The sequence below is a fragment of the Arthrobacter agilis genome, from assembly GCF_030816075.1.
Lineage (GTDB): Bacteria > Actinomycetota > Actinomycetes > Actinomycetales > Micrococcaceae > Arthrobacter_D > Arthrobacter_D agilis_E.
This window is the reverse complement of record NZ_JAUSXO010000001.1, coordinates 378,596-401,416: the sequence shown is the minus strand read 5'-3', so window position 1 is coordinate 401,416 and position 22,821 is coordinate 378,596. Positions and strand designations below refer to the sequence as shown.

Here is a 22,821-nt window from a genome sequence, read left to right as displayed (position 1 = left end):
GCGGGCGGGGGACGCACCACGCCCGGCAGCAACCCCGGATCCGCCGGCCGGAGGGCTGGACCGCACGACCCCGAAGCGGTAGGGTGTCCGCCCGCATCGGCACCGCCGTGCCAGGCCCTATCATGGGAAGCGACCACACCCACCTCCGGAGGTTCCGATTACAGATACGGCTGCCCAACACGACATCTATTTCGGTGCCCCGGAGCCGGAGAACGAAGCGGAGATCCTCGAATCGGCGTCTCGCGCGGCGGTGGCGCGGCTCGAGGGCCGTGCGGACATCACCACCGTCAAACGGCGTTTCACCCTGATCAACCAGGACCGCACCCCCCACCAGGCCATGGTCGAGGACCTGCTCTTCATCCGTGCCGCCCTGGACCGGGCCGGGATCGAGTTCCTCCTGGTCCGCGGCAACGACCAGCGGCCCGTCATCGCCGTGGACCTCGCGGACCGTGAACGGCTGCGCACGGCGCTGGTGACGGCGTGCCGCGACGAGCCGTTCTACTCGCGGACCGTGGACACCAAGCGCCGCACCACCCTCCTGGTGAGCGACGGCGCACTCTCGAAGAGCGGCAAGGCGCGGATCTTCCGCCTGTTCCGCCCGCGCATCGAACCCCTCGGCGGGCTGGCCTACGGTCCGTCGGCCGGCGTGCAGATCGAGCTGTGGGCGCTCGGGGAGCGGGCCATCGAGCTGCCCGTCGAGAACTCCCTGACCCGCCGTACCCTGCCGGGCGCCGAGGTGGTGCGCGGCGAGGTGGTACGCCACGGCCTCACGTGGCCCACCATCGACAACATGTTCGCGGACCACGCCACGGACATCGACTTCGACATCGACATGGTCTTCTCCTGGGTGGACGGCAGCAGCCCGGAGTTCCAGGCGGCCCGCGCGGAACGCATGAAGGGCGTGGTGGTGGGCGAGGGCGACGACCACGAGGCCCGCTTCCGCCAGATCGACGAGCTGAAGTACGCGCTCCGCTCGGTCTACATGTTCGCGCCGTGGGTGCGCCGCATCTTCATCGCCACGGACTCGGACCGGCCCGCCTGGCTCGCGGACCACCCGTCCGTGACGCTCGTGCGTTCCGAGGAGCACTTCAAGGACCCGTCCGTCCTCCCGACGCACAACTCGCAGGCCGTCGAGGCGCAGCTGCAGCACATCCCCGGCCTGTCCGAGTACTTCCTCTACTCCAACGACGACATGTTCTTCGGGCACCCCGTGGCGCCGGACATGTTCTTCTCCCCGGGCGGGATCACCAAGTTCATCGAGGCGGACACGCGCATCGGGCTCGGCGAGAACGACGCCGAGCGCAGCGGCTTCGAGAACGCGGCGCGCGTCAACCGGCGCCTGCTGCACGAACGCTTCGGGCGCATCACCACGCGCCACCTCGAGCACACCGCCGCTCCCCTGCGCAAGAGCGTCCTGCTCGAGATGGAGGACGAGTTCGCGGCCGAGTTCACGGCGACGGCGGCGTCGCGTTTCCGCGCGAAGGACAACATCTCGGTCACCAACTCGCTGTACCACTACTACGCCCTGCTCACCGGGCGGGCCGTGACGCAGGAGATGGCCCGCGTGAAGTACGTGGACACCACGATGCGCTCGGGGCTGAAGAGCCTCAACAAGATGCTGGACAAGCGCGACCAGGACTTCTTCTGCCTCAACGACGGCAGCTTCCCGGAGGTCCCGGCCGACGAGCGGGCCCGCCTCGTCACGGACTTCCTCGAGAAGTACTTCCCGGTCAAGGCTCCCTGGGAGATCTAGGCCGCCCGTCGGAGGTCCGGCGCCGCATGGAAGACTGACGCGATGCAGACCTTCCTGCCGTACCCCGACTTCGCGGCCAGTGCCCGGGTGCTGGACCAGGCGAGGCTCGGCAAGCAGCGCGTCGAGACCCTGCAGGCCCTGCGCGCCCTCGTGATCCCCGACTACGGGTGGCGGCAGCACCCGGCCATCCGCATGTGGATGGGCTACGTCCCGGCCCTGACCGTGTACGGCCTGGCCATGGTGTCCGAGTGGGTCTCCCGCGGCCACGCGGACTCGACGCACCGGCAGATCCTGGAGTTCGCCCCGCACGTGCTCGATGACCCGGACGTGCCGATGCCGCCCTGGCTGGGTGAGCCCGCGTTCCATGTGAGCCACCAGTCCAACCTGATCCAGAAGGCGCCGGAGATCTACCGCAGCAGGTTCCCCGGCATCCCCGAGGATCTCCCCTACTACTGGCCCCCACCCGCGCAGGAGCGCGTCCCGGCCGAGCCGGAGGGCCGGCGGCTGTGGGTCTGGCGGGCCGCGTCCCACCCTCCCGAGGGCGACGCGACACTGCTCATGCCACCCGAGCCCCCGGGCGGACGCGCCGCACCGAAGTGGGAGCGCCAGCTCCACGCGTTCGAGGAGGCCGTGCAGGACGGCGACGCCGTGGCCATCGCCGATCCGGACGGAGAGCACTTCCGGACGGGACAGGTGGGCCCGGTCCTGATGCACGAGGACGGCCTGCTGCGCCCGGCGCACCTGCACGGCTGGCTGCGGCGCTCGGACTTCGACCCGCCGGCCCTGCTGCAGGATCCGCGGACGCTCTTCAGCGTGGGCCTGCCCGGGGCGCTGGCGCCGGAGCTCAGGCCGACGTGAGCCGGCGCGCCCGACGTCCGGCGCCGATCGTCACGCCGGAGGCCTCGACCCTGCGCCGGGCCTCCTCGCGGGGGACCACCTCGCCCACGGGTGCGTGGAGGCCGGCAGGCACCACGGAGTGGACGATCGTCTCCTCGTACACGTGCACGAGGTTGTAGGACTGCGCGCCGTCCCGCCCGCGGCTGCCGCCGCCGTCGAACAGGAGGTCCTGCGTGTAGCAGGTGGCGCTGGCCACCGAGACGGGCACCCCGGCGAACATGGCCGTCGTCGAGTAGTGCAGGTGCCCGGCGAGGATGGTGCGGACGTCCGAGCCGCGGACGACGTCGGCGAGCGCATGCTGGTCGCGCAACTCCACGAGGACCGCGAGCTCCTGCACGCTGGGCACGGGCGGGTGGTGGAGGGCGAGGATGGTCCCGTGCGGTGCCGGCACCTCGAGCTCGTCCGCGAGCCAGCGGAGCTGCGAGGGCGTGAACTCGCCGTGGTGGTGGCCCGGCACGGTGGAGTCGAGGGTGATGATCCTCAGCCCGTCGACGAAGTGGACGGCGTCCACGGGGGCGTCCGGACGGGCGGCCGCCGGTTCGTCGAGCAGGCCCGCCCGGAAGGCGGCGCGGTCGTCGTGGTTGCCCATGGCCCAGATGACCCGGGCGCCCAGCCGGGCCGCCGCCGGATCCACGATCGCCCGGAGTTTCGCGTAGGCACCGGGCTCCCCCTTGTCGGCGAGGTCGCCCGTGAAGACGATGGCCTGGGGCCGGGCGCCGGAGGCCTCGAGGTCGTCGAAGACCTCCTTCAGCCGCGCCTCGCTGTCCACCGCGCCGTACAGGGGGCGGTCGCCGTCGAGCAGGTGCGTGTCGCTCATGTGCAGGATGAAGTGCTGGGGCCGAGGGTGTTCTGCCGTCCGGGGGACCATGGAACCTTCTCCGATAGCTGATGGGACTTCGTTGGCTCCCTCCCATCCAAGCAGGGCTCCCTGCAGGCTTCATGAACGTGCCACGGCAGGTCGCGGAACATTGCGGAAACTCGTGCGGCCGGGATGGGCTGGCGGGGTGGGACCTCGCGTCGTAGGCTTCACAGGCGACGAAGTTCCCCCGAGTGAAAGGCACCACCATGGGATACCGCCTCAGCCACATTCCCCTCCGCCTCGCGACGGGGGCGTTCATCCTGAACTCCGGCCTCGGCAAGACCAGCCTGGACGAGGGCTCGGCCGGCTACCTGCAGGCCATGGCGTCCAGGGCCTTCCCGCAGCTCAGCCAGCTCGAGGCGCAGCAGTTCGGCAAGGCCCTCGCCGCCTGCGAGATCGCCCTCGGGTCCGCGCTCCTGGCGCCCTTCATCCCGAGCCGGGTCGCCGGTCTCGGTCTCCTCGCCTTCTCGGCGGGCATGATGACCATGTACCTGCGCACGCCCGAGCTGACCATGGAGGACGGCATCCGCCCCACCCAGGACGGCGTCGCCCTGGCCAAGGACAGCTGGATGCTCGGGATCGCCCTGTCCCTCCTGCTGGACCGCCGGAAGAAGTAGCAGGGTCGGCAGGAGACCGGGCGCATGTGCGGGCGTTTCGTCATCGCGGGCAACCGGGCCGACCTCATCGACGCCTTCGAGGTGGACGAGGCGGTCGAGGACGAGGTGAAGCCCTCGTGGAACGTGGCACCCACCGACACCGTGCAGATCGTCCTCGAGCGGCTGGACCCGGAGACCGGGGAGCTGACGCGGCGGCTGGAGCTCGCCCGCTGGGGCCTCATCCCGTCCTGGGCCAAGACCCCCTCGGTCGGTTCCCGCATGATCAACGCCCGCAGCGAGACCGTCCTGGAGAAGCCCTCCTTCCGGTCCGCGGCCCTCAAGCGCCGCGGGATCGTCCCCGCCGACGGCTACTACGAGTGGCGGAAGAACGGTGACGGCTCCAAGACGCCCATCTACCTGCACGGCCCGGACGGCGCGCACCTCGGCTTCGCCGGGCTGTACGAGTTCTGGCGTGATCCGGCGACGGTGTCCGCCGAGCACCCGCAGGGTGCGTGGGTGGTCAGTTGCACCATCATCACGCGCCCGGCGAGCGATGCGCTCGGTGAGATCCACGACCGCACGCCCGTGATCGTGCCGCCGGACCTGCGCGGGGACTGGCTCGATCCGCGGAACGACACCCGTCCTGCGGTCCAGGAGCTCCTCGACGCCATCCCCGACCCGGAGCTGGTCCCGCGGCTCGTCGGGACCCGCGTGGGCTCGGTGCGCAACGACGGCCCGGACCTGATCGAGCCCTTGTCCCCCGACGCCGAGGGTGCCTAGGGTCGGGGCAGGTGACGAGCGAAGGAGACGCATGATCAGGACGGACATCGCCCCGGGGATCCACTTCCTCGAGCACGCGAGGACCAACGTCTACCTCGTGGAGGACGACGACGGCGTGCTCCTGGTGGACACCGGCCTCCCCCGCTCCAGGGCCCTGCTCCTCGAGGCGCTCAGCCGGATCGGGCGGTCCGTGGAGGACATCCGCGCCGTCATCCTGACCCACGGCCACTTCGACCACGTGGGCACCGCCGAGCACCTGCGCTCGCAGCACGGTATCCCCGTGTACTGCCACCCCGATGACGCGTACATCGCCGCGCACCCCTACAGCTACGAGCGGGAGCGCACCCCGTTCGTCTACCCGCTGCGCTATGCCCGCTCCATCCCGGGACTGGTGCGGATGGCCCTGGCGGGCGCGGTCGCCGTCAAGGGGATCGAGGACACGCTGCCGCTGACACCGGAGGCCGCCGCCGCCCTGCCCGGCGCACCGCTGCTCGTCCCGACGCCGGGCCACACGAAGGGGCACTGCGGCCTGCACTTCCCGGACCGGGACGCCGTGATCAGCGGGGACGCCCTCGTCACGCTCGACCCCTACACCGGTCACCCCGGACCGCAGGTCGTGGCGATGGCCGCGACCGCGGACTTCGACACCGCGCTGCGGTCGCTCGATGCCCTGCGGTCCACCGCTGCCGGGACCGTCCTGCCGGGGCACGGCTTCCCGTGGTTCGCCGGCGTCGAGTCGGCGGTCGCCCAGGCCGCCGAGGTCGGCCGCCACTAGCAACCGCTCCCCGGTGGGACCGGTCCGCAGCAGGTCCGGTCCCACCGGGGGCTATACGCTGGGTCCATGAGCTGGTTCAAGCGTCGGACGATCATGGGGTTCGCCCGCACCACGGCCAAGCGGGCCGCGATCACCCTGTTCTCCGCGCAGGCGGTGGTCATCGGCGGCCTCGTCGGGGTGGACACCTACCAGAAGCGCCGCCGCACCCGGCGCCCCGGCTTCCCCCAGCCCGGGACCTTCCACACGAAGATCGCGGACACCGACACCACGGTGTACACGTACGGCGAGGACCTCTTCGAGGCGATGATCGCGGCCATCGACGGCGCCGAGCACCAGGTGCTGCTCGAGACGTACATCTGGAAGGGCGACGCCGTCGGAACACGGTTCCGCGACGCCGTGAACCGGGCCGCCGAGCGCGGTGTGAAGGTCTTCGTGATCTACGACGGCTTCGCGAACCTGGTGGTCAACCCGTTCTTCTACTCCTTCCACCCGCTCGTCAACGCCTACCGCTTCCCCGTGCTGCGCCCGTCGATCGTCTTCACGAACATCCGCGGCAGCGGTTTCGACCATCGCAAGGTGCTCGTGGTCGACGACGAGGTCGGCTTCGTGGGCGGGTACAACATCGGCTCGCTGTACGCGACGAAGTGGCGGGACACGCACCTCGAGATCCGCGGCCCGTCCGTGTGGGAGCTCCGGGAGGCGTTCGCGAACTTCTGGAATCTCCGCGCGAAGCCGCGCAGGCCGGAGCTGCCCGATCTCAGCGCCTCCTTCTGGGAGCCGCGCATCCGCGCCGTCAACAACATCCCCGCCTACCTCGTGTTCCCCATCCGGGGTGTCTACCTGGAGGCGATCAACCGGGCCAAGCACCACATCTTCATCACGACGGCGTACTTCATCCCGGACCGGCAGATCCTCGACGCCCTGCTGCGGGCGAGCCGCCGCGGCGTGGACGTCCGCGTGATCCTCCCCGAGGACTCCAACCACGTGGTCTCCGACTGGCTGTCCCGCGGGTTCTACTCCTCCCTGATCAATGCGGGCGTGCAGATCCTGCTGTACCAGAACTCGATGATCCACGCGAAGACGGCGACGATCGACGGCGAGTGGAGCACCGTCGGCACCGCGAACATCGACCGCCTGAGCCTCACCGGCAACTACGAGATCAACCTCGAGATCTTCGACCGCGACCTCGCGGGCACCATGGAGCAGATCTTCGAGGTGGATTCCTCCAACAGCCGCGTCCTGACCCGGGAGGAGTGGGAGGGCCGCCACCTGGTGGCCCGCGCCAGCGAGCTCATCCTCGCGCCGCTGCGTCCGTTCCTGTAGCGCCCGCCGCACCGGTCCCTGGTCCGTCCGCCGCGAAACGCTCCATGTACCCGCGCTGCGAGGAGCCCACATGGCCCGCCATCAGGCGTTCCGCCTCGCCCGCGTTGCCGGCGTCGATCGCCGCGATGATCAGGCGGTGCTCGCCCCACGACTGCTTGCCCCGGTTGTCCACGTCCGCGGCGTAGAGCCACTCGATCTTGCCGGAGATCTGCCGGAGCAGGGCGGCCAGCGAGGCGCTGCCGCTGAGCTCGGCGACGCCGAGGTGGAAGCGGATGTTGAGCTCGGGCAGGTCCGTGAGGGCGTCGGCCGCCACGGCGCGGTCGCCGTCGTCGAGGATGCCGACCAGGGCCCGGCGTGCCGCCCACCACTGGGGGCTGGGCGCCTCGCCCGCGAAGTGCGCCGTCGCCCGACGCGCGGCACGGCGCGCGATGGTGGCCTCGATGACCCCGCGGACGGCGAACAGGTCCTCGGCGTCGTCGAGCGGGATCTTGGCCACGGTGGAGCCGGCGTACGGCTTGGACTCGACGAAGCCCTCCGCCTCGAGGGCGCGCAGCGCCTCCCGCACCGGGATGCGCGAGACGCCGTACGTGGCGGCGAGCGCGGCCTCCGTCACCCGGGCCCCGGGCTGCAGGGTGCCGAGGATGATGTCGCGGCGGAGGGCATCGAGGACGCGCTGGGGGGCCGCCGCGTCCGTCTCAGGCCGCGAAGGCCGCACCGGGGATCGCTCCAAGAAGTTCCTTCGTGTACTCCGCCTGCGGGCGGTTGAAGACGTCGTCCACCGAACCGTTCTCGACGACGTCTCCGGATTTCATCACGACCACGTCGGACGCGATCTGCCGCACCACCGAGAGGTCGTGGGTGATGAAGAGGTAGCTGAGCCCGAGCCTATCCTGCAGGTCTGCGAGCAGCGCCAGGATCTGGTCCTGTACGAGTACGTCGAGCGCGGACACCGCCTCGTCGCAGATCAGCAGCTCCGGTTCGAGGGCGAGCGCCCGGGCGATGGCCACGCGCTGCCGCTGGCCGCCCGAGAGTTCGTTCGGCCGGCGCTGGGCGACGGACCGCGGCAGGGCCACCTGGTCCAGGAGCTCGCCGACCCGGTCCTGCCGGCTCCGGCGGTCCCCGACGCCGAAGATGCGCAGCGGCTCGTCGATCAGGCGCTCGATGCTGTACGTCGGGTCGAGGGAGCCGTAGGGGTCCTGGAAGACGGGCTGCACCTTGCGGCGGAGCGCCCGGCGCTGGGCGCCGCGCGTGGTCGTGAGGGATTCGCCGTCGATCAGGGCCTGGCCGGAGGTCGCGGTCTCCAGTCCGAGGATGATGCGCGCCACGGTCGTCTTGCCGGAGCCGGACTCGCCGACGATCGCCGTCGTCGTGCCGCGTTCCACCGAGAAGGACACGTCGTTCACGGCGCGCACGGTGCTGCCGCGCTGGCCGCGGAGGGCGAACTCCTTGACGAGGTTCTCCACCACGAGGATCGGCGGGGCGGGGGCCGTCCCTGCGCCGGCACCCGTCAGCGGTTCGGCGTCGAGGACCGCCGCGACGGAGGGCGCCGCGGCGACGAGCCGCTGCGTGTACTCCTCCTGCGGGTGCAGCAGGATCTGCCGTGGCGTGCCGACCTCGACGATGCTCCCCTCGGACATGACGATGATGCGGTCGGTGCGGTCCGCGGCCAGCCCGAGGTCGTGCGTGATGAACAGCAGGGAGGTGCCCCGGGCGTCGACGAGGGACTGCAGGTGGTTGAGGATCTGCCGCTGGACCGTGACGTCCAGGGCGGAGGTCGGCTCGTCCGCGATGAGCAGTTCCGGTTCGCCCGCGAGGGCGATGGCGATGAGCACGCGCTGCCGCATGCCGCCCGAGAACTCGTGCGGGTACTGCCCGTAGCGGCGGTCGGCGTCGGGGATGCCGGCCTCGGACAGGAGGGCGACGGCGCGCCTGCGCACCTCGGCGCGGTCCGGTCTCGCCTCGCCCCGCAGGCTCGCCAGGATCGCGTCGGCGACCTGCGGGCCGATCTTCATGGCCGGGTTCAGGTTGGACATCGGGTCCTGCGGGACGAGCGCCACGCGCTGCCCGCGGATGGTCCGCAGCACGGGCTCGGTGGCCGTGGCGAGGTCCTCGACGTCGCCCCGGGTGCGTCCGGCACCGAGCACGATGGAGCCGTGCGTGATGCGCCCGCTGCCGGGCAGGAGGCGCAGGATCGCGCCGATCGCGGTGGACTTGCCGGACCCGGACTGGCCCACGATGGCCACGCGTTCGCCGCGCCGCATGGAGAAGGTGATGCGGTGCAGGACGGGCGTCCCGCCGAAGGCGACCTCCAGGTCGGTGACCTCCAGGATGTTCTCAGCGTCCTGCAGCATAGCCCTGTGCTCCTCGGGGGTTGGCGGCGGCGGAGAGCACACCGGTCTCGTGGTCCCTGGCGACGGAGGACAGCCGGCCGAGCGACCAGTCCCCCGCCCGCGTGATGACGTGGCCCCGGCGTTCGAGGTCCGCGATGACGTCCTCGCCCAGCCGGTCCTCGACGACGGCGCCGCCGGGCTCCCAGGTGCGCGGCCAGAAGGACCCGGGGATGGAGGTGGTGTGGAGGGACGGTGCGTCGACGGCCTGCTGCGGTGTGTAGCCGCCGACGATGGTGCGGAGGATGTAGAGGAGCTGCCACTGGTCCTGCTGGTCCCCGCCGGGCGACCCGAGGGCGACGACGGGCCTGCCGTCCTTCAGGATGAGCGTCGGCGTGAGCGTGGTGCGGGGGCGCTTGCCGGCCTCGAGGGTGGACGGGCCGCCCTCCTCGAGCCACGTCATCTGCAGCCGCGAGCCCAGGCAGAACCCGAGCTCGGGGATGGCCGGCGAGGACTGCAGCCAGCCTCCGCTCGGCGTCGCGGAGACCATGTTGCCGGCGGAGTCGACGACGTCGATGTGGCAGGTGTCGCCGCGCGTCTCGCCGCTGCGGGAGACGGTGGGCTCCCCCACCCCGGCGAAGCCGCTCCCGCCGGCGAGGGCGGGCGGCGTGTAGCCGGTGCGCAGCGGCGGCGTGAAGGGCTCGACGCCCGGCACGGTGCCGGGCCGGAACTCGAGCGACGCCTCGTCCGTGATGAGCGCGCGGCGTACGGCGGCGTACTCCGGGGAGAGCAGGTGCTCCATCGGGACGTGGGCGTCGCCGTAGTAGGCCTCGCGGTCGGCGATCGCGAGCTTCTGCGCCTCGAGGATGGTGTGCGCGCCGAGTGCCGTGGACGGGTCGAGGCGCTCGTCGTCGAAACCGTCGAGGATGGCGAGGGTCTGCAGCAGCGCGGGCCCCTGGCCCCACGGCCCGGTCTTGGCGATGGTGTGGCCGCGGAACTCGAGCGTGGTCGCCTCCTCGTAGGAGGCCTCGAAGTCCGCGAAGTCCTCGACGGTGATGACCCCGGCGTGGTCGAGTCCCGAGGAGTGCCGGTGCGGTGTCGCCACGAACTCGGCGGAGGCCTGCGCCACGAGCCCCGTACGCCACTCGCGCCGGGCGGCGTCGATCCCCTCGGCCCGCGTGGCGCCGTCCGCGGCGGCACCGACCAGGGAGTCGAGGACCCGGGCGTACGCCTCGTTCCGGATGATCTCGCCCTCGCGGGGCGGCCTGCCCTCGGGCATCCAGAGGGCCGCCGACGTGGGCCAGTGCTCGGTGAACAGGTCAGCGACGGCCGCGATGGTCGCCCCGACGCGCCCCACGATCGGGTGGCCGTCCCGGGCGTACCCCACGGCGAAGGCGAGGACGTCCCCGAGTTCCCACGTCCCGTGATCGCGCAGCAGGAGCAGCCAGGCGTCGACGGCGGCGGGGACGGCCGCGGCGAGGGCACCGGCGCCGGGGACGAGTTCGAGGCCCTCGGCGAGGTAGTGCTCGCGGGTCGCGGCGGCCGGGGCGGGGCCCTGGCCCATCAGGACGACCGGCCGGCCCGGCTCCTCGGCGGTGGCGAAGACGCCGGTCATGTCGCCGCCCGGCCCGTTGAGGTGCGGTTCGACGACGTGCAGGACGAAGGCCCCGGCCACGGCGGCGTCGAACGCGTTGCCGCCGCGCTCGAGGACGGCCTGGGCGGAGGCGGTGGCCAGCCAGTGCGTGGAGGCGCTCATGCCGAACGTGCCCTGGAGGGTGGGCCGCGTGGTGAAGGAGGGTGGGGGTGTGTACGTCATCGGATCACTTTCGGCTGGTGTTCGTCGGGTCGAAGGCATCGCGCAGGGCGTCTCCGAACAGGTTGAAGGCGAGGCAGATCAGGGCGATCGCGACGCCCGGGAAGATCGCCGCGCTGGGTGCACGGAAGAGGTACTGCTGGGCGTCGGAGAGCATGATCCCGAGGCTCGGCGTGGGTGGCTGGATGCCGAGGCCGAGGAAGGACAGCAGGGCCTCGCCGATCACCGCGACGGGCATGATCACCGTGGCCTGCACGATGATCGCGGACGTGGCGTTCGGCAGGACATGCCGCAGCATGATCCACGTCGGCGAGGCGTCCATGGTGCGGGCGCCGAGCACGAAGTCGCTCTCCTTGATGCGCAGTGTCTCGCCGCGCACCACCCGGATCATGGTGGGGATCTGCGCGATGCCGAGCGCGACCGCCGCGTTGCCGAGGCTGGGGCCGCTGATCGCGGCGAGCCCGACGGCGATGATCAGGAACGGGAAGGCGAGCGTGACGTCCGTGAGGCGGGAGATGACGGCGTCGAACCCGCGGGAGTAGCCCGCGAGGAGGCCCAGCGGCGTCCCGATGATCACGGCGAGGAGCACGGAGAGCACGCCGACCTGCAGCGAGGTCTGGATGCCGAACAGCAGGCGCGAGAGGATGTCCCGCCCGAGGTCGTCCGTGCCGAGCAGGAAGCCCTCGGTCAGGGGTCGCTGGAACGGGGTGTCGAAGTGGACCTCGGTGGGCGGGTAGGGCGCGAGGACCGGGGCGAGGACCGCGGCGAGCACCACGAGGACGAGCAGAATGCCGCCCGTGATGCCCAACGGGTTGGAGCGGAGGGAGGACAGGATGCGGCCGCGGCCGGAGCCGAGTCCCGCGCCGGCTCCCGGGGGCAGTGTCTCTACGGCCATCAGTTGGCTCCTTCGACGCGGATCTTGGGGTTGACCACCGAGTACAGGACGTCCACGGCGAGGTTGATGAGGATGTAGCTGACCGTGATGATCAGCACCACCGCCTGGATGACGGGGTAGTCGCGGGTGAAGACGGCGTCGAGGGTGAGCTTCCCGAAGCCCGGCAGCGCGAAGATGCGCTCCGTCACCACGGCCCCGGAGATGAGGCCGCCGAGCTGCAGGCCCACGATGGTCACGACGACGATCAGCGAGTTCCGTAGCCCGTACCGCATGAGGACGCGGCCCCGGCCGAGGCCCTTGGCGCGGGCCGTCCGGACGTAGTCGGTGGTCATCGTCTCGATCATCGACGCGCGGGTCTGGCGCATGATGACGGCGGCGAGCCCGGTGCCGAGGATCAGGGCCGGCAGCGTGAGGTAGTAGAGCCCCCGGAACGGATCCGAGAGCACGTCCACGTAGCCCGAGGCGGGGAACCAGCCCAGGGTCACCGCGAGGTAGAGGATGGCGAGGATCCCGAGCCAGAAGTTGGGCACGGAGAGACCGATGAGGGCGAAGGCGTTCGCGACCCACTCGGGCCACCGTCCGCGGAACCGTTCGGCGATCACGCCGAAGAGGATCCCGACGACGATCGCCACCACGATCGCGTAGGCCGAGAGCCACAGGGTGACCGGCAGCGTGGTGGCGATCAGCTCCGTGACGGGGGTGCCGGTCCGGGTGGACTCCCCGAAGTCGCCGCGGAACATGTTGCGCACGAACGCGAGGTACTGCGTGACGAGCGGCTGGTCGAGGCCCATCTCGGCCCGCACGGCGGCGAGCTGCTCGGGGCTCGCCTCCTCCCCCGCCATGGCGAGCGCGGGATCGCCGGGCAGTTGCCGCACACCGATGAAGACCACGATCGAGGCGAGGATCAGGGTGACGGCCGACTGCCAGAGCCGGGTGACGAGATAGCGGCCCATGTCAGTTCTCACTCTCGGACGGCTCGATGAAGGCGGCGTTGCTGAGGTGCACGACGCCGTCGGCGAAGGTCTCCACGCCGGCGATGTCGGTGCTGTAGGCGGTGAGGCTCCGCTGCCGGTACAGGTAGATGAGGGGGTTGTCCTCCTGCACGAGTTCCACGGCCTGGCCGTAGAGGGCCGCGCGTTCGTCGACGTCGTTGATCCGCGCGGCGCCGGTGAGCAGCTCGTCCACCGCGGGGTTGCTGTAGCCGGAGTAGTTGTTGCCGCCGCCGGTGGACAGGAAGTTGAACATGTTGCCGTGCGGGTCGATCCGCCCGGACCAGCCGAGCTGGAGGGCTTCGAAGTCGCCCTGGGACTGCACGTCGAGGAGCGTGGAGTACTCGACCGGCACCACGGTGAGCTCGAAGCCCCCGTCGGCCACGGCGGCCTGGAGCGCCTGGCCGTAGCGCAGGGTGTCCGGTGTGTTGGTCACCTGCATCTCGATGGGGTACGGCGTCTCGAGGCCGGCGTCCGCCAGGAGCTTCCTGGCCCCGTCCGGATCGTAGGGCGGGCACGCCTCGCTCGCCTCGGAGGCGTACGGGCTGTCGGGTGAGATGGGCGAGCAGGCGGGTTCGAACCAGCTGTTGAACACGGTGTTCACGAGGGCCTCGCGGTCGATCGACAGGGACAGGGCCATGCGGACCGCCTTCTCCTGCGCGAGAGGGGTGTCGATGCTGCCCGGGGGCTCACCGACGCCCGCCGTGTTGCCCACGTTGACCGTGAGCCCCTGGTAGCCGAGTGATCCGACCTGCAGCACGCCTACGCCGTCCTCCTTGAGCAGGGCGTCGACGTCCTGCGGGGAGATGGTGTCGGCCACCTGCACGTCGCCGGAGCGCAGGTTCGCGGCCCGGATGTTCGCGTCCGTGATGATCCGGTAGGTGATGGTGTCCAGGTGCACGTTGTCGGCGTCGTAGTAGAGCGGGTCGCGCTCCACGGTGATGGACGTCTGCGGCACGCGGTCGACGAACCGGAACGGTCCCACGCACACCGGGCTGTTGCCGAAGTCCGCGCCCTTCTCCGCGATCGCCCGGGGCGAGAGCATCATGCCGGCGCGGTCGGCGAGCGCCGCCGTGAGGGGTGCGAAGGGCTTCTCGTAGGTGATCTGCACGCGGTCCGCGCCCACCGCCCGGATGTCGCTGATCGGTCCCAGCTCGCTCTTGCGGGTGGACCCCTCGAGGGTGAGGTGGCGTTCGAGGGTGGTGCGGACGGCGTCGGCGTCGAACGGCTCGCCGTCGGCGAACACGGCGTCGGTGCGGACGGGGATGGTGACGGTGAGGCCGTCCTCGGAGATCTGCGGCAGGGCCGTGGCCAGTTGCGGGACGAGTCCGCCGTCGGCGTCGATGTCGTAGAGCTTCTGGCACATGGTCTGCATGACGTAGCGCGTGTAGAGGGACGACGACGTCGTCGGATCCAGGCGGTCCGGCTCGGCGGAGAGCGCCATGACGAGGTCGCCCCCCTCCCTGACGCCGGCGTCGGGGAGGGGCACGCTCGTGACGTCGTCGCGCACCGGGGCGGCCGGGAGGGGCTGGACGGGCTGGCAGGCGGTCAGGGCGGTCAGGGCGACGGCGGCAGCGGCGATCAGTCGCGCCGGCCTGCGGGGACGACGGCGCGGGGCCGGCGGGTGCTGCGGGTGGTGCTGCATGGGGTTCCTCACGAACGGACGGACGGAACTGCTTCTGCACGGTGATCAATATTGAATACAATCACGGGTACGACGATAAGCTTCGTATACATTCGTTTCAAGGTTGTTACCGAAGGAAAACATGGTGAAGAAGAATCGCGTGGGCACGGACCGCCTGCATCTGTGGCTCATGCTCGCGCTCACGTTCTCCACGGGCGTGATCGACGCCGTGGGCTATCTCGGGCTCGACCGCGTCTTCACGGGCAACATGACCGGCAACGTCGTCCTCCTGGGCATGGCCTTCGCCGGCGGCGCCGAGCTCCCGATCCTCCGGCCGGCCCTCGCCCTCGTCTTCTTCATGGTGGGTGCGGCCCTCGCGGGCCGGGTGCTGCGGAAGGGACCGGAAGGGTGGTCCGGCCGCACCTCCAGCACCCTCCTCACGGTGACCGTCGGCCTGACGGGCCTCGCGGTGTACGTCGCGCTGGTCGACGTCCACGCCGAGGAGGTCCTGGGCAGCATCACGACGTCGGTGCTCGCGACCATGATGGGCATCCAGGCCGCGACGGCGAAGCGCCTCAAGGTCGCCGAGATCACCACCGTGGTGGTCACCTCGACCATCACCGGCCTCGCCTCCGATTCCCGCCTCGCCGGCGGGAAGAGCCCGTTCTGGGCGCGCCGCGCCTCGGCGATCGCACTGATCATGGCGGGTGCCGTAGTGGGAGCCCTGACCCTCTCCGTGGGCCTCTGGCTCGGCGTGGCCGTCTCCGCCCTGCTCTCCGCCGTCGTCACCCTCCTGGGGCATCTGCGCCACCGGCAGGACCGGCAGGCGGACCTCGCTGAAAAGACGAGGGAATCCGCACTACGGTAGATCCATGCGACAGGTCGAGGGACAGTACGAATTCCACCGCCTGGCCCTCTCGTGGCCATGGCACAGCTGGTGGAAGCCGCTGCTCACGGCGCTGCTCGGCTTCGTGTTCTACATCGTGTTCCTCCTCGTGGTCGTGGTGGCGGGCATGGCCGCCGCCATCCTCTCGCCCACCGGCGTGGACCCGTACCTCGATGCCCTGACCGAACTGGATCTCAGCAACCCGGTGACGTTCGCCTTCACGCTGGTGTCGCTGATCCTGATGATCCCGGCCCTCGCCCTCGCGGCGCTGATCATGGGCCCGCGGCCCCTCGGCCTGCTCTCCTCCGTGGCCGGCCGCATCCGCTGGCGCTGGCTCGCGGTGTGCACGGGTGTCGCACTGGCGGTCTTCCTCGCGAGCCTCGTCGTGTCGACCGGGATCGGGTTCCTCCTTCCCGAGGAGTCCGTCCCCGCACCGGCGCAGCAGGACACGTCGATCCTCCTCGTCATGCTGGTGCTGGCCGTCCTCGCCGTCCCGTTCCAGGCCGCCGCGGAGGAATACGTCTTCCGGGGCTTCCTGATGCAGGCGATCGGCAGCTGGCTGCGGCACCCCGCCTACGCGATCCTGCTCCCCGTGCCGCTGTTCGTCCTCGGCCACGGGTACGATCCGCTCGGACAGGCCGACGTCGCGCTCTTCGCGATCTTCGCCGGCTGGATCAGCTGGCGCACGGGCGGGCTCGAGGCGGCGATCGCCGTCCACGCGATCAACAACATGACCATCTTCGTGCTCGGCGCCTTCGGGCTGGTGGACGTGAACTCCACCGAGGGGTCGGTCAGCGGCCTCATCGTCTCCGCCCTGACCATGGGCGTCACGGCCGTCGTCATCGTGCGGCTCGCCGACCGCAGGGGCATCGACCGCACCCGCACGGTGGTCGCGCTGCCGGTGCTGCAGCCGGCCGGCCTGCATGCCGTGCACGTCGGCGACGGCCACCGCCCCCACGGCGTCCACTCCTCGTCGGCTCCGGCGTACCCGGATGCGCAGCCCTGGGTACGGACGCGCACGCGGCAGCCGACGGCGGTCCCGCCCGAAGCGCCCGCCGGTCCGCCGCTGCGCGCTCCTGTCGCCGGCCGGCCGGCCCGGCAGGCCGATCCCGCTCCCGGGGCCGCTCCCGCCCCGGCCCGCGCCGAGACCCCCGACCAGGACACCGGCCGGCCCGCCGGTCCTCCTGCCGGTCCTCCCGCCGGTCCTCCTGCCGGTCCCCCTGCTGCGGCGACTCCCGCCCCGGCCAGGGACTACGACGCCGACCGCCACCCCTCCGGTCCCGCCCATCCGGGCGGGCCCGGGCATCCCACGGGCGTCCCGCACCCCTCGGGCCCCGCTCACCCCGCCGAGTAGGGCGGACCCGCCTCAGCCCTCGATGCGCAGGCCCATGCTCTCCGCGAGGAAGGGCGCCAGCAGCTGCAGCTGGTACTCGTCGATGGTCACGCCCCGCAGCCCGTCGATCCCCTGGATGCCGCGGAAGCTGCTGGTGCGGAGGTCCGCGTCGCGCAGCTGGGCGCCGTCGAGCGTGAGCGTCCCGATGGTGCAGTCCGCCAGGGCGAGCCGCGTGGCCCGCACGCCCGTGAGGTCCAGCTCGCCGATGATGCATCCGCTCACGAGGACGTCCGTGAGCCGCGCGCTGCGGAGATTCACGTAGTCGAGCTTCCCGCCGTCCAGGTGGACCCCGTCGAGCCGGCTGTCGTAGAGCTCCGCCGACCCCCACCGGGTACTGCGCAGCGACGTCTCCCGCCAGCTGCTGCGCGGGGCACGGAAGACCGGGGCGAAGAGGTCCTCGAACGCGCACTCGAGGATGCGCGCGCCGCGCAGGTCCGTGTCGTCCAGCGACACCCCCTCGAGCACGCACTCCTGCAGCGTGATGCCGGCGAGCTCCTGCCGGTCGAGGGCCAGCCGTTCGTAGTGCTCGCCCTCGCGGTGGTCCCCGTCGAGCAGGCGCGGGTCGTCGACGCGCGTCACGCCCTGCGGGGGCCGGAGGGACAGGCGCGGCGCATTCGTCGCGCTGCGTGCCGGTGGCCGTGGCATTCCCGTCTCCGATCGTCGTGCGTGCCGCAGGGTCCCGGCGGCCGGACCTCCATCAAACCATCCACACCTCCCCGGCACCCGGCGGCAGGGGCGACCGCGCGGCGGCACCGTGCTTTACTAGGGTGCAATCGTCCGTCCAGGGGGAGGAAACCGATGAGCAGCGACCGCCTGCAGTCCACCTACGATCCGCGGTACGACGGCATCTACCAGCGTGGTGGCGCCACGGAACAGGCCTCGCGCATGGCGTCACCGGCCCCTCTGGCCCCCGCGCTGCCGCAGGAGCCGGAGCCCGGTCCGGAGCCCTCCGCGATCCGCGAGGTGGTCCCCGCCGCTCCCGCCCGGCAGGACGACGCGACACCGCGCAACCCGTACGACCGGTGGGTGTGGATCACCGCGGGTGTCCTCGTGGGGTTCGGCGTGTTCTTCCTCCTGGCGCCGGCGGTGTACGAGCAGCAGTACCTGGAGTCCTTCACCCCCGGTCAGGTGGCTTTCCCGTCGGTCAGCCCCTGGTACAGCCGCACGGCCGGCCTGGCACCGGTCCTGCTGCTCCTCGGCGTCGCCACCGCCGTCGCCCAGCTCTTCGTCCTCTCCCTCCGCCACACGCTGGGCACGGTGCGCGCCCGCTGACCTCCCCCGTCCTCCGCTGCCCCTCCCTGCCCCTTCCCGACGGGCGGGAGGCGCCCGCCCCGTAGGGTGGGCAGCATGGAATCACCGATCGAGAGCTACCTGCGGACCATCCACCGGGAGATCTCGGATCTGAAGGACGGCAAGCCCTACAGCACCATCCCGGCCATGGCGAACGTCGATCCCGACAATTTCGGTATCTGCCTGACCACCGTGGACGGGTACCTGTACGAGGTCGGTGACACCCGCGAGGAATTCACCATCCAGTCCATCTCGAAGCCCTTCACCTACGGCCTGGCGCTCTCGGACCTCGGGATGGACGCCGTGGACGCCAAGGTGGACGTGGAGCCCTCGGGAGACTCCTTCAACGAGATCTCCCTCGCACCGGGCAGCGGCCGCCCCTCGAACGCGATGATCAACGCGGGCGCCCTGACCGCCACGTCCCTCGTACAGTCCCGCGGCGGCAACCGGCGGTTCAAGCGCATCCTCAGCACCTATTCGCACTTCGCCGGCCGCCAGCTCGGCGTCGACGAGGAGATCTTCCGGTCCGAGCTGGACCACGGCCACCGCAACCGCGCCCTCGCCTACCTCCTGCGGTCCTTCGGCATCATCGAGGACGATCCCACGCCCGTCATCGAGGACTACTTCCGGCAGTGCTCCGTGCTGGTCAACTGTATGGACCTGTCCGTCATGGCGGCCACGCTGGCGAACGCGGGGCGCAACCCGCTGACCGGCGTGGAGGCCATGGACCTCCTCGCGGTCGAGCGGGTCCTGTCCGTGATGACCACCTGCGGGATGTACGACGACGCGGGCTCGTGGATCAGCACCGTGGGCATGCCGGCCAAGAGCGGGGTGGGCGGCGGGACGATCGCCGTCCTGCCCGGCCAGGTGGGACTGGCCGTGTACTCGCCGCCGCTCGACGAGCACGGCAGCAGCGTGCGCGGCATGGCGACGAGCCAGCGCATGTCCCGGGACATGGAACTGCACTTCGTGCGGGCGGCGCGCGCGGGCCGGTCGGCCATCCGCGCCACCTACGACATCACGGCCGCGCCGTCGGGCATCCGCCGGACCGACGAGGCGATGGACGTGCTCCGGGAGCACGGGCACCAGGCCCGGGTGATCGAGCTCAACGGGGACCTCCTGTTCGCGGGTACGGAGTCCATGGTGCGTGAACTGAGCGGGCTCGACGACGACGTCGACTTCGTGGTCCTCGACCTGCGCCGCGTCGACGAGGTGGCGGACGTCTCCCTCCGCCTGCTGGGCGAGGTCCGCGAGAACCTGACGAAGGTGGACTGCGACCTGGTGTTGATCGACGGCGAGGGCACCCTCGCGGAGACCTTCAGGGACGTCGACCGGCCCGTCCCCACCTTCGACACGCGCACCGCCGCCGTCGAATGGTGCGAGAACGAGCTCATCACCCGGTACGGCGGGGACCTCCTGCTCCCCTCGAGGGTGGAGGTGGCGCAGTGCCCGGCGCTCAACCCGCTCACCGACGAGGACGTCGAGGCACTGACCGCACGCATGGAGGACCGCACCTACGAGAAGGGCCACGTGGTCCGGCGCGTCGGGCAGTCCTTCGGCGGCGTGTTCTTCATCCTGTCCGGCAGGATCGTCACGTCGGTGCCCGGCCCCACCGGCGAGCGCCTCAAGCTGACCACCCTGAGCGCCGGGATGACGTTCGGTGAACTCGCCCTCGGCAGCGACGACCGCCAGGAGACGACCGTGAAGGCGCTGGAGGACGTGCACGTCAAGGTGCTCACCGCGCAGGCCATCCGGACCATCGAGAAGGAGGACCCGCGGCTCGCCGTCGAACTCTGGAAGGCGCTGACGCGGGACGCGTACACGCGGGTGGACCTGTACCTGCGGGAGACCGCGGTGCGGATCCGGGACTAGCGGCCCTGCCGGGACGGGCCGGACTCGGCCGCCGCCTTGAGGTTGCGCAGCGTGCGCCGGATGTTCCCGCGCTGGAACGCCGCGAAGGTCGTCCCGCCGGTGGCCACGTAGTCGAAGGCCTGCGCGGCGGCGTCGTGCCAGGGCCGGTCGTCCGTCCACGTCTCGGTGACGAGCGTCCCGCCGTCGTGCTCCCGGAAGGTGTACTGCCAGGACGCGATCCGGGCGGGGACGCGGCGCTTCGTGCCGCCGATCGCGTGCACGCGGAACGCGAACTCCCGGCCGGGCTCCGCGGCCGTCACGGTGCAGCGCGTGGTCCAGCTGACCCGCCCCCGCGTGTTGGCGCCGTCGAACACCGTGCCGACGGAGATCCCGCCACTCCCCCCGCTCCCTTCGGCCAGCACTGCGCCCCGGTTCTCCGGGCTCCACTCGCCCATCCGCGTCACGTCACTGACCATGGCGTAGAGCGCCTGCGGCGACCGCGCGATCACCGTGCTGTCCGAGACCGAGATGACCCGTCCCATGCGTCCCCCTCGCTGTCGTTCCTCCGCCCGGGACCGCCGGGCGCACCGCGGGCCAGTCTACGGCCGGCGCCTGGACGGGCGCCTAGACTGGCGTCGTGCGCGGCCACCCCGGCCTGCGGCGGGGAGGACGGCCAGGCGATGACGGTGCTGATAGCAGGCTGCGGTGACCTCGGGACGGAGGTGGGGCTGCGGCTCGCCGCCCGCGGTGAGCGCGTGGTCGGCTGGCGCCGCTCCCCCGGGCGGCTTCCCGCCGGCATCGAGGGCGTGGCCGCGGACCTGACGCGGCCGCTGCCGCCGGTCCCGGAGGACACCGACGTCGTCGTCGTCGCCACGGCGGCGGGGGAACGCACCGAGGCCGCCTACCGCAGCGCGTACGTGGATGCGACGGGCAACGTGCTGGACGCCCTCGAGCGTGACGGCGTCTCACCGCGGCGCATCCTCTTCGTGTCCTCCACCGCGGTGTACGGGGATTTCGACGGCGCGCTCGTCACCGAGGAGTCGCCCGCCGAGAGTACGGCGCCGACGGCGCGGCTGGTGCGCGAGGCCGAGCAGGTGCTCCTGGGCCGCTCGGACCACGGGACGGTCCTCCGGCTCTCGGGGATCTACGGACCGGGCCGGACGCGCCTGATCGACCAGGTGACGAGCGGCGAGGCGGTGCTGCCGGCGGAACCGCAGTGGACCAATCGGATCCACCGCGACGACGCCGCGGCGGCGATCGTGCATCTGGTCACCGCGGTGGCGCATCCCGCCCCTGTCTATCTCGGCAGTGACGAACTGCCCGTGGACCTCGGGGAGGTGCTGCAGTTCCTCGCCGCCGAGCTGGGTCTGCCGGAACCGCCCCGCGGCGAGGTGTCCCCGACCCGTGGCGGTGCGCGCAGGGTGGACAGCGGGCTGCTCCGGTCCACGGGATTCTCCTTCACCTACCCGACATACCGGGAGGGCTACCGCGCCGTCCTCGCAGGGAAGGGTGTCAGGCACCCGTAGCCGCGGCGGCGGAGACGCGGGCCCGGGCGGTCAGGCGTCCGAGCCGCACCAGCGACCACACGAGGATGCTCACCACGAGCAGGTTCCGGAGCGTGAGCAGGACGGCGACGGCCGGGTTGAGCTCGTAGCGCAGGGCGTCGTAGAACACCGGGTACACGAGGGTGGTCAGGGCCGCGCAGGCGAGCATCGCGAGCGCCGGGTAGCGCCACTCCGCCGCGCGGTCGAGCACGAGCCCTCCGGCGATCACGGCCGCGATCCACAGCATGAACTGCGGGGAGCCCACCTTGTTGAAGACCACGAGGGTGCTCACGAGCGCCAGCGATCCCGTGGCGAGCAGGGCATCGGCCCGGGCTCCGCGGCGCAGGGCGATCGCGAGGAACGCGGCCACGAGGACGACGGTCAGCACCAGCAGCGGTGTCATGAGGTCCCCCACGACCCCGCTCAGCGCGCCGCGGACCTCCATGGTGTTGATGACCTCGTCCTCGAAGAAGTAGGCGCCCGAGGTCCCCGTGATCGCCTGCCACACCCCGGGCGTGCTGAGGGGTGCCTCGAGCTGCATGCCGCGGGCGCCCTGCGCGCTGAGGAAGCCGGTGAGGTTGCGGACGTCGCCGGACACCGCGACGACCGCGGCGATACCCGCGGTGAGGGCGAGGCCCGCGCCGAGGATGCGCAGCCGGCCCGTCCGGACGACGACGAGCGCCGCGAGCAGGACGGCGGCCGGCCACACCTTCATCCACGTGGCGGCGCTGAGCAGCAGGGACGCAACGAACGGCCGGGCGGCGACCAGGAGCAGTGCGGTGATCACCAGGGGTGCCGTGAGGCCGTCGATCCGGCCGACCGCGACCGGCCCGAGCAGCGCCGTCGCCGTCAGCCACCAGTAGGCGGCGGTGAACGACGACGGCGTGCCCCGCCGGACCAGCGCGGCGGTGCCGACGGCGTTGAGCGCGGCGAAGAGCAGGAACCAGGCGAGCTGGTAGAGATACGGGCCGAAGACCGTGGCGAGGACCATCGGTGCGAGGGCTCCCACGGGGTACACCCACGCGGTGTCGATCCCCTGCCAGATGCCGTCGTCCAGCCCCTGGTACGCCCACTCGCGGTAGAAGCGGATGTCGCTGAGCACTCCGCCGCCGATGATGAAGGGCAGCAGGCGGGCGAGGAACCCGGCGTGGACGAGGGCGAAGAACAGCCAGACCGGGCGCGCACTGTTGCGGGTCTCCGGTCGGGGCAGGCGGATGCGCACGGGG

General features: G+C 71.5%; 21 protein-coding genes. 11 read left to right on the top strand and 10 right to left on the bottom strand.

Features of this window, described 5'->3' with window-relative positions; translation table 11 throughout:
- The first annotated feature begins 250 nt into the window (after window positions 1-250).
- Together QFZ50_RS01850 and QFZ50_RS01845 are read left to right on the top strand one after the other, a co-directional pair.
- Window positions 251-1,753: a stealth family protein gene (locus tag QFZ50_RS01850; RefSeq protein ID WP_373462235.1), complete on the top strand. Its 1,503-nt coding sequence runs from the start codon at window positions 251-253 to the stop codon at window positions 1,751-1,753.
- Between the two features lie 42 nt (window positions 1,754-1,795).
- Window positions 1,796-2,611, top strand: a complete 816-nt coding sequence (locus QFZ50_RS01845; RefSeq protein ID WP_307081360.1) for an MSMEG_6728 family protein — start codon at window positions 1,796-1,798, stop codon at window positions 2,609-2,611.
- On the opposite strand, the gene QFZ50_RS01840 is transcribed toward QFZ50_RS01845, so the two are convergent.
- A complete protein-coding gene (locus QFZ50_RS01840; RefSeq protein ID WP_373462234.1) occupies window positions 2,598-3,467 on the bottom strand; it encodes a phosphodiesterase in 870 nt (289 codons plus the stop codon). The genes QFZ50_RS01845 and QFZ50_RS01840 overlap by 14 nt on opposite strands.
- Before the next feature lie 248 nt (window positions 3,468-3,715).
- Between QFZ50_RS01840 and QFZ50_RS01835 the strand changes: the two genes are divergently transcribed.
- The 4 genes from QFZ50_RS01835 to QFZ50_RS01820 all read left to right on the top strand — a co-directional run bounded on the left by QFZ50_RS01835 (window position 3,716) and on the right by QFZ50_RS01820 (window position 6,983).
- Window positions 3,716-4,126, top strand: a complete 411-nt coding sequence (locus QFZ50_RS01835) for a hypothetical protein (protein WP_307081356.1) — start codon at window positions 3,716-3,718, stop codon at window positions 4,124-4,126.
- Between the two features lie 24 nt (window positions 4,127-4,150).
- Window positions 4,151-4,885: an SOS response-associated peptidase gene (locus QFZ50_RS01830; RefSeq protein ID WP_307081355.1), complete on the top strand. Its 735-nt coding sequence runs from the start codon at window positions 4,151-4,153 to the stop codon at window positions 4,883-4,885.
- A 31-nt stretch (window positions 4,886-4,916) separates the two neighbouring features.
- Entirely contained in the window at window positions 4,917-5,660 is a 744-nt protein-coding gene (locus QFZ50_RS01825; protein WP_307081353.1) for an MBL fold metallo-hydrolase, read from the top strand.
- Window positions 5,661-5,726: 66 nt separating this feature from the next.
- On the top strand, window positions 5,727-6,983 hold the full coding sequence (locus QFZ50_RS01820) for a phospholipase D-like domain-containing protein (protein ID WP_307081350.1): 1,257 nt from the start codon (window positions 5,727-5,729) through the stop codon (window positions 6,981-6,983).
- Here QFZ50_RS01820 and QFZ50_RS01815 read toward each other — a convergent pair.
- From QFZ50_RS01815 to QFZ50_RS01790, 6 genes are read right to left on the bottom strand one after another with little or no spacing between them, the layout of a single operon-like run.
- Window positions 6,952-7,713 (bottom strand): GntR family transcriptional regulator, encoded by a 762-nt coding sequence (locus tag QFZ50_RS01815; RefSeq protein ID WP_307081348.1) that lies wholly within the window; start codon window positions 7,711-7,713, stop codon window positions 6,952-6,954. The genes QFZ50_RS01820 and QFZ50_RS01815 overlap by 32 nt on opposite strands.
- Entirely contained in the window at window positions 7,679-9,334 is a 1,656-nt protein-coding gene (locus tag QFZ50_RS01810) for a dipeptide ABC transporter ATP-binding protein (RefSeq protein WP_307081346.1), read from the bottom strand. The genes QFZ50_RS01815 and QFZ50_RS01810 overlap by 35 nt, the downstream gene beginning before the upstream one ends.
- Entirely contained in the window at window positions 9,318-11,126 is a 1,809-nt protein-coding gene (locus QFZ50_RS01805; RefSeq protein ID WP_307081343.1) for a gamma-glutamyltransferase family protein, read from the bottom strand. The genes QFZ50_RS01810 and QFZ50_RS01805 overlap by 17 nt, the downstream gene beginning before the upstream one ends.
- A gap of 4 nt (window positions 11,127-11,130) precedes the next feature.
- Window positions 11,131-12,018, bottom strand: a complete 888-nt coding sequence (locus QFZ50_RS01800) for an ABC transporter permease (RefSeq protein WP_307081341.1) — start codon at window positions 12,016-12,018, stop codon at window positions 11,131-11,133.
- Window positions 12,018-12,971 (bottom strand): ABC transporter permease, encoded by a 954-nt coding sequence (locus QFZ50_RS01795; protein WP_307081339.1) that lies wholly within the window; start codon window positions 12,969-12,971, stop codon window positions 12,018-12,020. Before QFZ50_RS01795 ends, QFZ50_RS01800 begins: the two co-directional genes overlap by 1 nt.
- A gap of 1 nt (window position 12,972) precedes the next feature.
- Window positions 12,973-14,652 (bottom strand): ABC transporter substrate-binding protein, encoded by a 1,680-nt coding sequence (locus QFZ50_RS01790; protein ID WP_307081336.1) that lies wholly within the window; start codon window positions 14,650-14,652, stop codon window positions 12,973-12,975.
- Between the two features lie 121 nt (window positions 14,653-14,773).
- Here QFZ50_RS01790 and QFZ50_RS01785 point away from each other — a divergent pair, with 121 nt between their 5' ends.
- Together QFZ50_RS01785 and QFZ50_RS01780 are read left to right on the top strand one after the other, a co-directional pair.
- Window positions 14,774-15,499, top strand: a complete 726-nt coding sequence (locus QFZ50_RS01785; protein WP_307081334.1) for a YoaK family protein — start codon at window positions 14,774-14,776, stop codon at window positions 15,497-15,499.
- Between the two features lie 4 nt (window positions 15,500-15,503).
- Entirely contained in the window at window positions 15,504-16,871 is a 1,368-nt protein-coding gene (locus QFZ50_RS01780; protein ID WP_307081332.1) for a CPBP family intramembrane glutamic endopeptidase, read from the top strand.
- A 12-nt stretch (window positions 16,872-16,883) separates the two neighbouring features.
- Here QFZ50_RS01780 and QFZ50_RS01775 read toward each other — a convergent pair whose 3' ends face one another.
- Window positions 16,884-17,555 (bottom strand): pentapeptide repeat-containing protein, encoded by a 672-nt coding sequence (locus QFZ50_RS01775; RefSeq protein WP_307081330.1) that lies wholly within the window; start codon window positions 17,553-17,555, stop codon window positions 16,884-16,886.
- Window positions 17,556-17,708: 153 nt separating this feature from the next.
- Between QFZ50_RS01775 and QFZ50_RS01770 the strand changes: the two genes are divergently transcribed.
- The gene (locus QFZ50_RS01770) at window positions 17,709-18,182 is read left to right on the top strand and encodes a hypothetical protein (protein WP_307081328.1); all 474 of its coding nucleotides are present in this window, start codon (window positions 17,709-17,711) and stop codon (window positions 18,180-18,182) included.
- 75 nt (window positions 18,183-18,257) lie between these two features.
- Window positions 18,258-20,072 (top strand): glutaminase A, encoded by a 1,815-nt coding sequence (gene glsA, locus QFZ50_RS01765; RefSeq protein WP_307081326.1) that lies wholly within the window; start codon window positions 18,258-18,260, stop codon window positions 20,070-20,072.
- On the opposite strand, the gene QFZ50_RS01760 is transcribed toward glsA, so the two are convergent.
- The gene (locus QFZ50_RS01760; protein ID WP_307081324.1) at window positions 20,069-20,593 is read right to left on the bottom strand and encodes an SRPBCC family protein; all 525 of its coding nucleotides are present in this window, start codon (window positions 20,591-20,593) and stop codon (window positions 20,069-20,071) included. The two genes, glsA and QFZ50_RS01760, sit on opposite strands and share 4 nt — an antisense overlap.
- Before the next feature lie 138 nt (window positions 20,594-20,731).
- Between QFZ50_RS01760 and QFZ50_RS01755 the strand changes: the two genes are divergently transcribed.
- Window positions 20,732-21,577, top strand: coding sequence for an NAD-dependent epimerase/dehydratase family protein (locus QFZ50_RS01755; protein ID WP_307081322.1), 846 nt, complete (start codon window positions 20,732-20,734; stop codon window positions 21,575-21,577).
- Here QFZ50_RS01755 and QFZ50_RS01750 read toward each other — a convergent pair.
- Complete coding sequence (locus QFZ50_RS01750; protein WP_307081320.1) at window positions 21,564-22,817, bottom strand: glycosyltransferase 87 family protein; 1,254 nt, start codon at window positions 22,815-22,817, stop codon at window positions 21,564-21,566. The two genes, QFZ50_RS01755 and QFZ50_RS01750, sit on opposite strands and share 14 nt — an antisense overlap.
- Between the last annotated feature and the right edge of the window lie 4 nt (window positions 22,818-22,821).

Bases quoted from the DNA above. Each gene is read 5' to 3' on its own strand.
- QFZ50_RS01845 (WP_307081360.1), top strand. From the start codon at position 1,796: ATGCAGACCTTCCTGCCGTACCCCGACTTCGCGGCCAGTGCCCGGGTG.
- QFZ50_RS01840 (WP_373462234.1), bottom strand. From the start codon at position 3,467: ATGAGCGACACGCACCTGCTCGACGGCGACCGCCCCCTGTACGGCGCG.
- QFZ50_RS01835 (WP_307081356.1), top strand. From the start codon at position 3,716: ATGGGATACCGCCTCAGCCACATTCCCCTCCGCCTCGCGACGGGGGCG.
- QFZ50_RS01830 (WP_307081355.1), top strand. From the start codon at position 4,151: ATGTGCGGGCGTTTCGTCATCGCGGGCAACCGGGCCGACCTCATCGAC.
- QFZ50_RS01825 (WP_307081353.1), top strand. From the start codon at position 4,917: ATGATCAGGACGGACATCGCCCCGGGGATCCACTTCCTCGAGCACGCG.
- QFZ50_RS01820 (WP_307081350.1), top strand. From the start codon at position 5,727: ATGAGCTGGTTCAAGCGTCGGACGATCATGGGGTTCGCCCGCACCACG.
- QFZ50_RS01810 (WP_307081346.1), bottom strand. From the start codon at position 9,334: ATGCTGCAGGACGCTGAGAACATCCTGGAGGTCACCGACCTGGAGGTC.
- QFZ50_RS01805 (WP_307081343.1), bottom strand. From the start codon at position 11,126: ATGACGTACACACCCCCACCCTCCTTCACCACGCGGCCCACCCTCCAG.
- QFZ50_RS01800 (WP_307081341.1), bottom strand. From the start codon at position 12,018: ATGGCCGTAGAGACACTGCCCCCGGGAGCCGGCGCGGGACTCGGCTCC.
- QFZ50_RS01795 (WP_307081339.1), bottom strand. From the start codon at position 12,971: ATGGGCCGCTATCTCGTCACCCGGCTCTGGCAGTCGGCCGTCACCCTG.
- QFZ50_RS01790 (WP_307081336.1), bottom strand. From the start codon at position 14,652: ATGCAGCACCACCCGCAGCACCCGCCGGCCCCGCGCCGTCGTCCCCGC.
- QFZ50_RS01785 (WP_307081334.1), top strand. From the start codon at position 14,774: ATGGTGAAGAAGAATCGCGTGGGCACGGACCGCCTGCATCTGTGGCTC.
- QFZ50_RS01780 (WP_307081332.1), top strand. From the start codon at position 15,504: ATGCGACAGGTCGAGGGACAGTACGAATTCCACCGCCTGGCCCTCTCG.
- QFZ50_RS01775 (WP_307081330.1), bottom strand. From the start codon at position 17,555: ATGCCACGGCCACCGGCACGCAGCGCGACGAATGCGCCGCGCCTGTCC.
- QFZ50_RS01770 (WP_307081328.1), top strand. From the start codon at position 17,709: ATGAGCAGCGACCGCCTGCAGTCCACCTACGATCCGCGGTACGACGGC.
- glsA (WP_307081326.1), top strand. From the start codon at position 18,258: ATGGAATCACCGATCGAGAGCTACCTGCGGACCATCCACCGGGAGATC.
- QFZ50_RS01760 (WP_307081324.1), bottom strand. From the start codon at position 20,593: ATGGGACGGGTCATCTCGGTCTCGGACAGCACGGTGATCGCGCGGTCG.
- QFZ50_RS01755 (WP_307081322.1), top strand. From the start codon at position 20,732: ATGACGGTGCTGATAGCAGGCTGCGGTGACCTCGGGACGGAGGTGGGG.